Origin of the sequence: Acidovorax sp. K2F, from assembly GCF_025246485.1 — a bacterium.
GTDB classification, from domain to species: Bacteria; Pseudomonadota; Gammaproteobacteria; order Burkholderiales; family Burkholderiaceae_C; genus Acidovorax; species Acidovorax delafieldii.
Window position 1 is genome coordinate 1 of record NZ_JAOBSQ010000023.1, and the last position, 12,369, is coordinate 12,369.

Consider the following 12,369-nt stretch of genomic DNA (forward strand, 5'->3'; position numbering starts at 1 on the left):
AAATAACAAGATATGGGTTGAGACTCCCCCGGTTGTCTCATCATCATTTGGCTCCAACGGCGTCACTGCGGGAACGCTTGCCGTGAATGGCTTTGTGGGAAGCAAGAATATCGACATCGCGTCCAATGCCACAGCTTCCGCAGTTGCCGACAAGATCAATGCCGTAAAGGGAGACACCGGGGTTAGCGCCTCGGCTCGCACTGAAATGTTTGTGACCTTTGCGGCATCGGGCGCATACTCATTGCAGCTTCAATCGGATAACAGCACGGCGCAAACCATTTCGTTCACCTTGTCCGCCGCTGCAACTGCCGATGGACTGTCAGCGGCTGTCGCTGCGATCAACGATCAGTCTTCCAAGACGGGGATTACCGCCGAGTTGCAAAACAACGGCGCCCTCATTTTGCTCACCAATGCGTCTGGTAATGACATCCTCGTAGCGGACACATCAGCGATATCTAACGCAGGTGACGTGACGCTCTCGAAGAGCTATGGGGCATGGGCAACCTTGGCGGCAGACAACACTGCGGACAGTGTCGTGGCCAGCGGTGAGGTGATACTTGACTCCGAAAAGGCATTCTCTGTGGTGCCAGACACGTCGAACTTCAGCAACATAGCCAAGTCGTCCACACTGGATAGAGTCTCCGATTTGGATATCACCACCTTCCGCAAAGCTACCGATGCACTCAAGACGGTGGATTCCGCTCTGGCTTTCATCAATGGTGAGCGCGCGAAGCTGGGCGCTCTGCAGTCGCGATTCGAGACCTCGATAGCCAACTTGCAGGTGACTTCGGAAAACCTTTCAGCGTCGCGCAGCCGCATTCAAGACGCCGATTTTGCAGCCGAGACTGCCAACCTTTCGCGCGCGCAGATCCTACAGCAGGCGGGGACTGCCATGGTTGCACAAGCCAACCAGTTGCCCCAGGGGGTTCTGGCGCTTCTTAGGTAGTGCTCCATCGACCCGCTTCTTCGCCGTGGTGCATGCGGTGCGCAGTGCCGATCAAGCGCGCAGCGTAGTCACTTCGCGGTGTGGCCTTTGCCGGCTAACCGCTGCACCGCCACCGTTTTCACCAGGTCCCAGGCCGACTGCGCCACGGGCGAGAGCGCGCGGTGCCTCCGGTGCACCAGCATGATCTCCCGGTCCACGCGCGGCACCAGGGGGCGCACCGCCAGCCGTGTCAGGCCTTCTGGCGGGAGCGCCAGAGTTGGGATCACCGAAATGCCCAGGCCTGCGTCCAGCATGCGGAAGATGGTGGTGGGGTGGCCCACCTCCTGAGCCACCGTGCAGGCCACCCCGTGCTCGGCCAGTGCGCGATCGATCAGGCGGCGGCTGCCGGATTCGTGATCCAGCAGCACCAGCGCTTCGTCCTGCAGGTCGGTCCAGCGCACCTTGCGTTTGCCCGCCAGCCGGTGGTCGGGCGGGCAGGCCAGGCAGAAGGGTTCGGTGAGGATGGTCTCGCAGTGCAGCGCCTCGCGCTCGCTGGGGTCGATGACCACGCCAAAGTCCACCTCGCCCGACAGCACGCTGGCCAGCACTGCGCTCTGGATGCGGTCCAGCAGCACCAACTCCAGCCCAGGCAGGGTGCGCTGGCAGTCGGCGATGCAGTCGGGCATGAGGTTGGCCGACAGTGTGGGGCTGCTGGCCACACGCACGCGGCCGCGCCGCTCGGTGGCCAGTTCCCGCACGTCCAGCAGCGTGTTCTCCAGCTCCTCCAGTACACGCGGCAGGCGTGCCGACATGCGCTGGCCCGCATCGGTCAGCGTCACTTCGCGCGTGGTGCGGTTGAGCAGCTTCAGGCCCAGCTGGGCTTCCAGCTCGGTGATGCAGCGGCTCACGGCCGGTTGGGTCAGTCCCACCGCATCGCCGGTGCGGCTGAAGTTGTGGGTGGCGGCCACCGACTGAAACACGTACAGCTGGCGCAGGGTGATATTCATGCACTCGAATCATAAATCCATCAGAGAAATCCATTTCTCTTTGGAATCAGGCTGCGGTCCAATGCGTGTCTTTGGGGTTTGTGTGCCCCATATCCTTTTGCATTTTTTGCGCTGCCGCTGCGCTGTCACCCATGGCCCGTTCCCGTTTTCTCCCTGACAACTTCACCCTGGCCCTGCTGGGCACCGTCACCCTCGCCAGCGTGTTGCCTGCATCGGGCGTGGCTGCCCAGGCGCTGGAGGGGATCACCGTGGCTGCGGTGGCACTGCTGTTCTTCTTGCACGGGGCCAAGCTCTCGCGGGATGCCATCGTGGCGGGGCTCTCGCACTGGCGGCTGCACCTGGTGGTCGTGGGCACCACGTTTGTGCTGTTCCCGCTGCTGGGTTGGGCGCTGCGGCCGTTGCTGCTGCCGCTGGTCACGCCCGGGCTTTACACCGGCATCCTGTACCTGTGCGTGCTGCCAGCTACGGTGCAGTCGGCCATTGCGTTCACGGCCATGGCGCGCGGCAACATGCCGGCGGCCATCTGCAGCGCGTCGGCATCGACCCTGCTGGGCATTGTGATCACACCGCTGCTGGTGGGGCTGTTGCTGCCCGAGGCGCAGCAGCAGGCAGGCGCTGCGCAGCATGACACGCTGGCCAACATCGGCCGCATCACCTTGCAGCTGCTGGTGCCCTTTGTGGCGGGCCACCTGCTGCGTCCGTGGATTGGGGGTTTTGTGCAGCGCCGGGCGGCAGCGCTGAAGCTGGTGGACCAGGGCTCCATCCTGCTGGTGGTGTTCACCGCCTTCAGCGCTGCGGTGGTCGAGGGGCTGTGGCGGCAGCTGCCAGCGTCTGCGCTGCTGGGCCTGGTAGTGGTGTGCGCCGTGCTGCTGACCCTGGCGCTGGTGACCACCACCTGGGTTGCGCGGCGCATGGGGTTCTCCAAGGAGGACGAAATCACCCTGGTGTTCTGCGGCTCCAAGAAGAGCCTGGCCAGCGGTGTGCCCATGGCCAAGGTGCTGTTTGCGTCGCACGCGGTGGGCGCCATCGTGCTGCCCATCATGGTGTTCCACCAGATGCAGCTGATGGTGTGTGCGGTGTTGGCGCAGCGCTATGCGCGGCGCAGTGCGTAGACGCTGGTTTGCTATCTTTTATGTAGCTGAAAGCGCATAGGGAATATGCGCCTACAGCCCAAAAGGCTTCAACTTTGTTCGTTGAGCGTGCGCAGGCGGCTCGGCGCCAGGGCGCCGGCCGATTCCAGAATGGGGTAGGCCACCGAGCACAGCAGCGAGTTGATGCGCTTGAGCTCGCTGATCAGGTCGATGTGCAGTGAACTGGTCTCGATGCTCTGCACCGTGTTGTCCGACAGGCGTGCCAGGTGGGTAGCCGAATAGGCGTGTTCCAGGTCGCGAAAGCGCGCTTTTTCTTCGAGCAGCTTTTGTGCGTCGCGCACGCTGCCGTTCAAGAACACGCTCATCGCCAGCCGCAGGTTGTCGATCAGGCGGGCGTGCAGCTCGTTGATCTCTTCCATGCCCGCCTCGGAGAACTGGCGGCCCTTCTTGATCTTCTTGTCCTCGATGTCGATCAGCACCCGTTCGATGATGTCGCCGATCTGCTCCATGTTGATGGTGAAGCTGATGATGTCGGCCCAGCGGCGGCCCTCGCGTTCGTCCAGGGCCTCGCGCGAGATCTTGGTCATGTAGTACTTGATGGCCGAGTACAGGCCGTCCACCTCGTCATCGAGCTTGCGCAGGTCTTCTGCCAACTGCAGGTCGTCCGTGCGGATCACCTTGTGCAAGCCCAGCAGCATTGATTCGACCACGTCGGCCTGATGCAGGGCTTCGCGCGCCGCGCACGAGATGGCGAGCGATGGTGTGGCCAGGGCGGAGGGGTCCAGATGCTGGGGACGGGTGCCTGCGGCAGCCTGCGCCTTTTCAACCGGCAGCAGGCGCTGCACAGCCCGCGCCACCGTACCTGTCAGGCCAATGCAGACGATGCCCACCACGATATTGAAGGCCAGGTGGAACAGCACCACCAGGGCGGCGGTTTCGGGCACGTAGGGCCGTACATGCTGCAGCCACAGGCCGGTGAGCGGCGTCATGATGAGCACGCCAATGATCTTGAAGAACAGGTTGCCCAGGGGCACCTGGCGTGTCTGCACGTTGGACTTCATGGTGGTCAACACCGCCAGCACACCGCTGCCCAGGTTGGCGCCTAGCACCAGACCCAGCGCCACGTCCGCCGGAATACCGCCCGAGCCCGCCAGCGCCGCTGTGAGCAATACGGTGGCGAGGCTGGAGTACGCCACGATGGCCAGAATGGCGCCGGTAAAAATCTCCAGCAGCAGATCGCTGGTGAGCGCGCCCAGCAGGGTGCGCACGGTGGGCGACTGGGTGAGCACCGTGGTCGATTCGGTGATGAGGCGCAACGCCAGCAGCATTAGCCCCAGGCCGATCAGCACCCGGCCCACGCGGCCCACGGCGGTGTCCTTGCGCGAGATGAACAGCACCACGCCCACAAAGATGAACAGGGGCGACAGCCACGACAGATCCATGGAGAACACCACGGCCATCACGCTGGTGCCTACGTCGGCGCCCAGCATCACGGCCAGCGCCGCAGGCAGGCCCACCAGGCCCTGGCCCACAAAGGACGACACGATGAGCGCGGTGGCCGTGCTGGACTGCACCACCGCCGTCACGCCAATGCCGGAGAGCACAGCGGTGAAGCGGCTGCTGACGCTGTGCGCAATGAGCTGACGCAGGTTCGCGCCGAACACACGCAGGATGCCGGTGCGCACCAGGTGGGTGCCCCAGATCAGCAGCGCTACGGCTGCCAGGAGATTGAGGAGATGCTTCATGAAAACCGTTGTTTCTTCTTCTTGTGATGGGCGCAAACCCTGCGATGACCAGACCCAGGGGCCAATGCAAGAACCGCGCACACCGGGCTGTCATAAAACTGACACATAAGCATACTCCTGATTCCATAGCGCTGGAGCAGATGCCCATGTCGGCGCTGGGTGCGTTGCTGCGCACAAACAGCACGGCCCGCATGCAGCGGGCCGTTCAGGGGGAACAAAGCCAGCGTGGCCTCAACGCTCGCGCCGCACCCGCAGCAGCTCGTCCAGGATCAGGCAGGCCGCACCCACCGTGATGGCCGAGTCCGCCAGATTGAACGATGGGAAGTACCAGCCCGCGTAGTGGAACTGCAAGAAGTCCACCACATAGCCGTGCATGAGCCGGTCCACCACGTTACCCACCGCTCCGCCGAGGATGCTGGACAGCGCAAAGCTGAACAGCTTCTGGCCCGGGTGCGCGCGCAGCTGCCACACGATGAAGATCGTGGCCGCCACGCCGATGCCGGTGAACAGCCAGCGCTGCCAGCCGCCAGCGTCCGACAGGAACGAGAACGCTGCGCCGGTGTTGTGCGCGCGCACGATGTTGAAGAAGCTGGTGATGAACGTGGAGTCGCCCAGCTGGTAGTGGTTGAGGATCAGCGTCTTGGTGATCTGGTCGGCGCCCATCAGCAACACCGCCCATGCCAGCCATGGCCACATGCCCGCGCCGGTGCGTCCGGCCTGTGCTGTGCGCGCCATCACGCGTGCGCCCGGCTTTCGCCGTCGCCGTGGAGGTTGCTGGTGCAGCGGCCGCAGATGGTGGGATGGGCGGCATCGCTGCCCACATCACTGCGGTAGTGCCAGCAGCGCTCGCACTTCGCGTCGGAGCTGGGCTTGACGCTGATCTGCAAAGCGCTATCAGCTACCAATTCAATAGCGGAGGTGATGAAGACGAACTTGAGGTCATCGCCCAGGCTGGCCAGCAGTGCATGGTCCTCCGGTGCAGCCGTGAGGGTGACGGTGGCCTGCAGCGACGAGCCGACCTGACCGGCGGCGCGCAGTGCTTCGATCTCCTTGTTGACCGCATCGCGGATCTCGCGGATGCGCGCCCACTTGGCCAACAGGCCTTCGTCGGCACCGGCACCCACGCCCGCCACGTTGCCGTAGGTCTCCAGGAAGATGGAGTCGGAGCTGCCAAACACCTTCCACGCCTCTTCGGCCGTGAACGACAGGAACGGCGCCATCCAGCGCAGCATGGCGTGCGTGATGTTGTAGAGCGCGGTCTGGGCACTGCGGCGGGCCAGGCTCTTGGGCGCCGTGGTGTACAGGCGGTCCTTGAGTACGTCGAGGTAAAAACCGCCCAGGTCTTCCGAGCAGTACAGCTGCAGCTTGGCGACCACGGGGTGGAACTCATACACCTTGTAGTGGGCCAGCACCTCGGCCTGGAACTCGGACGCGCGCGTGAGCGCGTAGCGGTCGATCTCCAGCATCTGGTCAAACGGCACGGCATCCTTGGCCGGGTCGAAGTCGCTCACGTTGGCCAGCAGGAAGCGCAGTGTGTTGCGGATGCGGCGGTAGGCGTCCACCACGCGAGCCAGGATCTTCTCGTCGCCTGCGATGTCGCCCGAGTAGTCGCTGGCGGCCACCCACAGGCGGATGATCTCGGCGCCCAGCTTCTTGTTGATCTCCTGCGGGTCGATACCGTTGCCCAGCGACTTGCTCATCTTGCGGCCCTGGCTGTCCACAGTGAAGCCGTGGGTCAGCAGGCCGCGATACGGCGCGCGGCCTTCCAGCGCGGATGCCAGCAGCAGCGAGCTGTGGAACCAGCCGCGGTGCTGGTCATGGCCTTCGAGGTACAGGTCGGCCTCAGGGCCGGTGTCATGGTGCACCTCGGGGTGCGTGCCGCGCAGCACATGGCTGAAGGTGGACCCGGAGTCGAACCACACTTCCAGGATGTCGGTGCTCTTGGTGTAATGTGGCGCGTCTTCGGCGCCCAGGATCTCTTCGGTCGTCACGCGGCTCCAGGCCTCGATGCCACCCTTTTCGACGATGTCGGCAGCCTGGTCCATGATCTCCATGGTGCGCGGGTGCAGTTCGCCCGAATCCTTGTGCAAAAAGAACGGGATCGGCACGCCCCAGCTGCGCTGGCGCGAGATGCACCAGTCCGGCCGCCCGGCGATCATGTCGTGCAGGCGGGCCTTGCCGTTCTCGGGGTAGAAGCTGGTGTGCTCAATGGCATCGAGCGCGATCTGGCGCAGCGTCTTGGCGGGCTTCATGCCTGCTTTAGTGAACACGCCTTCGCCTTCGTCCATGCGGATGAACCACTGGGCCGCTGCGCGGTAGATCACGGGCGTCTTGTGGCGCCAGCAGTGCGGGTAGCTGTGCGTGATGTCCTTGGTGGTCATCAGGCGGCCTGCGTTGCGCAGTGCCTCGATGATGACGGGCACGGCCTTCCAGATGTGCTGGCCGCCAAACAGCGGGAAGTCGGCCGCGTAGGTGCCGTTGCCCTGCACCGGGTTCAGGATCTCGTCCAGCGCCATGCCATGCGCGCGGCAGGAGTTGAAGTCTTCCAGACCGTAGGCGGGCGAGGAGTGCACGATACCCGTACCGTCGTCGGCAGTGGCGTAGTCGGCCAGGTACACGGGCGAAAGGCGCTTGTAACCCTGGGTTCCGTCCTCGCTCTTCACATCGTACAGCGGGTGTTCAAATGCCAGGCCGCCCAGGTTCTTGCCCAGGGTGGTAGCCAGTACGCTGCCCGTGAGGCCGTAACGCTCCAGGCACGACGCCACCAGCGGCTCTGCCACGAGCAGGATGCGCTCGCCCGTGTCCACCAGCGCGTAGCTGATCTCGGGGTTCAGGTTCAGCGCCTGGTTGGCAGGGATGGTCCAGGCGGTGGTGGTCCAGATGACGACGAACGCGTCCTTGGTCAGCGCGGCCAAGCCAAAGGCGGCCGCCAGCTTGGCGGGGTCGTGCGACTTGAAGGCCACATCCAGCGTGGTGCTCTTCTTGTCCTGGTATTCGATCTCGAACTCGGCCAGCGACGAGCCGCAGTCAAAGCACCAGTACACGGGCTTGAGGCCCCGGTACACAAAGCCGCGCTCCATCACGCGCTTGAAGGCGCGGATTTCGCCTGCCTCGTTGGCGGGGTTCATGGTCTTATAGGGGTTGTCCCATTCGCCCAGCACGCCCAGGCGCTTGAAGTCCACCATCTGCTGCGCGATTTGCTCGGTGGCAAACGCGCGGCTCTTGGCCTGCATGTCGTCGCGGCTCAGGTTGCGGCCGTGTTTCTTCTCGATGGCGTTTTCGATCGGCAGGCCGTGGCAGTCCCAGCCAGGTACGTACAGGGCGTCAAAGCCTTCCAGCTGGCGCGCCTTGGTGATCATGTCCTTCAGGATCTTGTTGACCGCGTGGCCCATGTGGATCTGGCCGTTGGCGTAGGGCGGGCCGTCGTGCAGGATGAACTTGGGTGCGCCCCGGCGAGCGTCGCGCAGGCGCTTGTAGACGCCCTGGTCTTCCCAGTCCTTCACCCAGCCCGGCTCGCGCTTGGGCAGGTCGCCGCGCATGGGGAAGGGGGTGTCGGGCAGGTTCAGCGTGCTGCGGAAGTCCGTGGCGGTGGATGCGGGGGTACTGGCGTTGTCGGACATGAGGGAGCCTTAAAACGGGGCATTCCGGGGCAGGCCCGGAGCAATGCGGGGAAACAGGGGGCGAAACGCGGGAGGTGTAGTGCCTGCAGGGCAGGCGCTGCGCAGGCAGCCCCCTAAATTCGGTCGCGCGTGGTCTGGCGCCGGGTCTCGGTGTGGTTGGGAGCGGCGTGGGCCGATGCAAAGTAGGCGCGCGCATCCGCACAGTCTTTCGCGATACCCGTCGTCAGGGCGTCCAGACTGTCGTACTTCAGTTCGTCGTGCAGTTTGTGCAGTAGTTCCACGCGCACGATTTTACCGTACGCCCCTTCGGCACCCAGTTCGGCAGGCCAGTGCAGGCAATGGGTTTCCAGCAGCACGCGGCCGCCGTTCACGTCATTGGGGTCCAGGGAGGGGCGCACGCCCAGGTTGGCCACACCCGGCAAGGGCTCGCCAGCGAGACCATGCACCAGTACGGCAAAGATGCCGCTGGCGGCAGGCTTCCAGTGCGCAAACCGCAGGTTGAGGGTGCGAAAACCGTCGCCCGCGCCTTCTGCCGTAGCGCCCAGTTCGCGCCCCAGCTTGCGGCCATGCACCACATGGCCGCTGATGGTGTAGGGCCTCCCGAGCAGGCGTGCCGCCGCCTCCATGTCGCCCGCCGCCAGTGCCTGGCGCACGGCGGAACTGGACACGCGCAGGCCGTGCACCTCGTAGCTGTTCATGCGTGCTACGTCGAAGCCCTTGGCTTGCCCGGCCGCGTCCAGCATGGCGTAGTCGCCCGCTCGCTGGCGGCCAAAGCGGAAATCGTCGCCCACCAGCACGTAGCGGGCGCCCAGGCCGCGCACCAACACCTCGTCGATGAAGGCCTCGGGTGACTGTGCGGCCAGTCGCGCGTCAAACGGTAGCACCACAGTCTGCTGCACACCGCAGCGTGCCAGCTCGGTGAGCTTGTCTCGCAGGGTGCCGATCCGGGCTGGTGCGAGTTCCGGCTTGTGGTGTGCACCGGCAAAGTAGTCGCGTGGGTGGGGCTCGAAAGTGAGCACACAGCTCTCCACCCCCCGGTGTGCGGCCTCGCTGTTCAACAGGGCCAACATGGCCTGGTGACCTCGGTGTACGCCATCGAAATTACCGATGGTCAGCGCGCAGGCGTCAGCGATGCCAGGGTGGTGGAATCCGCGAAAGATCTTCATCGGTTTGTTATCTTTTTGATAGCGGTCTGTGCAAGCGCAATAAGCGCAGGACGCCAATTTGTCATGAAAACGGAGTATATTGTGACCCACGGCTGGCCCCGCGCAGGGCTGCCCGCGAGACATCTGCGTTCCGATCCTTGTGTACTTTGTGTTCCAGGAGGCGTGTTTTGAAGGTCTTGAAGCTGTCAGCCCAAGGGCTGCCCCAATCGTGGATTTCGCTGGAGCAGGCGGTCATTCATTACGCCGCCGGGGAAGTGCGCTGGGAGTCTGGTGCCCAGATTGCCCGGTTCCGGGGCGGGCACAACGCCATCTCGGGTGAGCAATCGGTGATCGCCATCAACAGCATCATCGGCACCAAGGGCGTGCCCAGCATCAATCCGTTCGAGCTCAAGCCCAGCCTGACAAACAGCAAGCTCTTTGCCCGCGACCGCAATGTGTGTGCCTACTGCGGCGGGCACTTTCACGAAGAAGACCTGACGCGCGAACACATCGTGCCCTTCGCCCGCAACGGCCAGGACCACTGGATGAACGTGGTCACGGCCTGCCCGTTATCCTTACCAAATTGTTCACCACTTCGTTCATGCAAGCGAAAGTCGCCCTGGAAGCCACGAGGTTTTCCGAAGGGCAAGAAACTAGTAGCACTTACTAGTTTGTCTCACCAGTTCGTTTGGCCTCCGATGACCCAAGGTAGCTGTGCTGGTCTAGTGGAGCGGAACGTATGAGCCCACTTTTCTTAGCCTTAGATTCGACTGGTTTCCCGTCGCGCTGGCTCACGTGGCAGGACGCGGTCACGCATGAGGTTTTGGGAAAAGTCGCATATGGATTTGGCGATCATGAGTTCACTTTCACCGGGGGCAGCAATAATGCAACTGGTCTCTGCTCAAAAATCACGTTAAAAAGTATTTTGGTTATGACGGGGCGTAGTAAAGCGCATAACCGTCGAAATACCATACCGCTCTCAAATAACGCGCTTTTTCGTAGGGATCGATTTATGTGTGCTTACTGTGGCACGATACAAGCGAAATGGCTCACTAGAGATCATATAGTTCCCCTCTCGCGTGGCGGGAAAGATTGTTGGCTCAATGTGTGTGCAAGCTGTCCGGTCTGCAATGCCAGAAAGGGCGCAAAGCTGTTAGAGGAAATTGGTTGGGAGTTGCTCTATCTACCCTATGAGCCGAATCACCAAGAAGGCTTGCTTTTGGAGAATAGGAGAATACTTGGCGATCAAATGGAGTTGCTTAAATCACTAATACCGAAGCACTCAAGAATTACGATTCAGTGAGGCTGTGCTATGAGTCTGGCAGACTTCAAAGCCAAATATCCCTTGATATACACGCATTGCCATCCTTGTGGAGGGCCTGGCTGGGTTGCACTGCTCGAAGTGCTGTTGGCGCAATTGCAGGCTCGTGCGGACTCTGGGGGCGTTCAGGCGCGTGCGCTTCTCACGCGAGAGAAGTGGGGCCGCCTCAGCCTGCGGTTCTTACCTCTCGACCCGGCTGATGAGGCGATGGTTGCGTACGTCGAGAAGTTGTCGATGCATATCTGCGAGGTGTGTGGCGCACCTGGCACGCTGATACCCGAACCGTGGTATCGCACGCGCTGTGACGCTCACACAGAGGCGCGGCCGACCTGGCCTATGTCAGCACGGTGAACATAACTGTCGGTCGCAATGCACGAATCATGGCTGCGCTCTCTGCACCAAAGGACAGGTCTCCAGCCAACGCTCGAAATCGGAAGTGAACGCATAACGATTGAGGCCATCGCCCACAGGCACCGCCGATCCGCGGAGAAAAGCTACGAAGCTCTCTTGAAATGGCATTGGCAGTGAGTCCACGATCACGTACACGGCATCGCTGTACCGATAAGTCTGGACTACGTTCATCAATTCTTCAGCGGTCATTAGTCCGTCCTGAACAATACCGTTCTCAGCCCCAGACAGACCGGCGGTCACCGGGAGCGATCAGCAGTGCCGCGATGAGCGCCTGCATCGACAGCCCGAATCGGGCGCATAAAAGCCGCAGCGCGGCCAGAATCAGGCGCAGGTTGTGCCCAGCCCCGCACATCACCGCATGCAGCGCATCGCCCAGCGCGCCCTTGAGCGGATTGCGGGCAAGCCGCCCGTCCATCTTCATGTGCCCGATAGCCGGCTCGATGGCGCTATGCCTTTTGATCATGGCCTTGAGCGTTCGGGTGATGCCACGCTTTTGGCCTGACATCAGAATGCGCACGCCCTCAACCTTCACGCCACGGTAGCCCTTGTCCACGATGGCCGTGGTCGGCGGCTTGTCCATGCCGGTGAGGATGCCCACCTGCTCCAGTGTCTCGGCCAGCGTGTGGCCGTCATACGGATTGCCCGGCATGCTCCTCATGCCCACCACCAGCCCTTCCCTGAGCGTGGTGGCGATGCTGACCTTCACGCCAAACTCATACGGTGTCCTGGCCTTGCCCTTGGAGATGCACTCCACCTCGGGCGCGTGCAGTGCGTACAGTTTGTTCTTGTCTTTGGTGCGCTGGGTCAGGATACGGCCCGTGCGGTTGAGCAGGTCCTGGACTTTGGCCTTGGCCACCTCGGGCAGCATGTGCAGTTGGCGCTGCACCTCGCGGTGTACCCGGCCAACCCGAGTGCGCAGTGTCCTCGCCGCTTTCTTCATGCGTTTGAACTGCTTGGCATGCGCGTAGCGCCCGATCTGCGCGGCAAGCCGTGGGGCCACACGGTTGTAGTTCTGGCGCAACCGCAGCCCGTTGTCCTCGGCTGCCTTGACCAGGTGCTGGCGGCTCTTGTCTAGCAATCGGCTGTCGGTGGGATGGGCGATGG

At 62.9% G+C, this 12,369-nt stretch carries 11 protein-coding genes; 4 read left to right on the forward strand and 7 right to left on the reverse strand.

Going from position 1 to position 12,369, the window contains the following annotated elements; all coding sequences use genetic code 11:
* Window positions 1–946: flagellin (locus N4G42_RS07005; protein ID WP_260666676.1), on the forward strand; the 946-nt coding region annotated here is incomplete at its 5' end.
* 68 nt (window positions 947–1,014) lie between these two features.
* On the opposite strand, the gene N4G42_RS07010 is transcribed toward N4G42_RS07005, so the two are convergent.
* Entirely contained in the window at window positions 1,015–1,932 is a 918-nt protein-coding gene (locus tag N4G42_RS07010) for a LysR family transcriptional regulator (protein ID WP_260666677.1), read from the reverse strand.
* Between the two features lie 131 nt (window positions 1,933–2,063).
* On the opposite strand from N4G42_RS07010, the gene N4G42_RS07015 reads away from it, so the two are divergent.
* On the forward strand, window positions 2,064–3,044 hold the full coding sequence (locus tag N4G42_RS07015) for a bile acid:sodium symporter family protein (RefSeq protein WP_260666678.1): 981 nt from the start codon (window positions 2,064–2,066) through the stop codon (window positions 3,042–3,044).
* Window positions 3,045–3,112: 68 nt separating this feature from the next.
* Here N4G42_RS07015 and N4G42_RS07020 read toward each other — a convergent pair whose 3' ends face one another.
* From N4G42_RS07020 to N4G42_RS07035, 4 genes are all read right to left on the reverse strand, one after another.
* Window positions 3,113–4,768 carry a Na/Pi cotransporter family protein gene (locus N4G42_RS07020; protein WP_015013072.1) on the reverse strand — a complete coding sequence of 552 codons (1,656 nt, stop codon included), beginning with the start codon at window positions 4,766–4,768 and terminating at the stop codon, window positions 3,113–3,115.
* 231 nt (window positions 4,769–4,999) lie between these two features.
* Window positions 5,000–5,503, reverse strand: coding sequence for a signal peptidase II (gene lspA / locus N4G42_RS07025; protein WP_108498127.1), 504 nt, complete (start codon window positions 5,501–5,503; stop codon window positions 5,000–5,002).
* The gene (gene ileS / locus N4G42_RS07030) at window positions 5,503–8,388 is read right to left on the reverse strand and encodes an isoleucine--tRNA ligase (RefSeq protein ID WP_260666679.1); all 2,886 of its coding nucleotides are present in this window, start codon (window positions 8,386–8,388) and stop codon (window positions 5,503–5,505) included. The genes lspA and ileS overlap by 1 nt, the downstream gene beginning before the upstream one ends.
* A 113-nt stretch (window positions 8,389–8,501) precedes the next feature.
* Window positions 8,502–9,554, reverse strand: coding sequence for a bifunctional riboflavin kinase/FAD synthetase (locus tag N4G42_RS07035; RefSeq protein WP_099729593.1), 1,053 nt, complete (start codon window positions 9,552–9,554; stop codon window positions 8,502–8,504).
* 167 nt (window positions 9,555–9,721) lie between these two features.
* Between N4G42_RS07035 and N4G42_RS07040 the strand changes: the two genes are divergently transcribed.
* Both N4G42_RS07040 and N4G42_RS07045 read left to right on the forward strand, forming a co-directional pair.
* The gene (locus N4G42_RS07040) at window positions 9,722–10,276 is read left to right on the forward strand and encodes an HNH endonuclease (RefSeq protein ID WP_260666680.1); all 555 of its coding nucleotides are present in this window, start codon (window positions 9,722–9,724) and stop codon (window positions 10,274–10,276) included.
* Window positions 10,273–10,836: an HNH endonuclease gene (locus tag N4G42_RS07045; protein ID WP_260666681.1), complete on the forward strand. Its 564-nt coding sequence runs from the start codon at window positions 10,273–10,275 to the stop codon at window positions 10,834–10,836. Before N4G42_RS07040 ends, N4G42_RS07045 begins: the two co-directional genes overlap by 4 nt.
* A 396-nt stretch (window positions 10,837–11,232) precedes the next feature.
* Here the strand turns inward: N4G42_RS07045 and N4G42_RS07050 are convergent, their stop codons facing one another.
* Both N4G42_RS07050 and N4G42_RS07055 read right to left on the reverse strand, forming a co-directional pair.
* A complete protein-coding gene (locus N4G42_RS07050) occupies window positions 11,233–11,454 on the reverse strand; it encodes a hypothetical protein (RefSeq protein ID WP_260666682.1) in 222 nt (73 codons plus the stop codon).
* Window positions 11,455–11,479: 25 nt separating this feature from the next.
* A partial coding sequence (locus N4G42_RS07055; protein WP_260666683.1) for an IS5 family transposase occupies window positions 11,480–12,369 on the reverse strand: 890 nt, incomplete at its 5' end.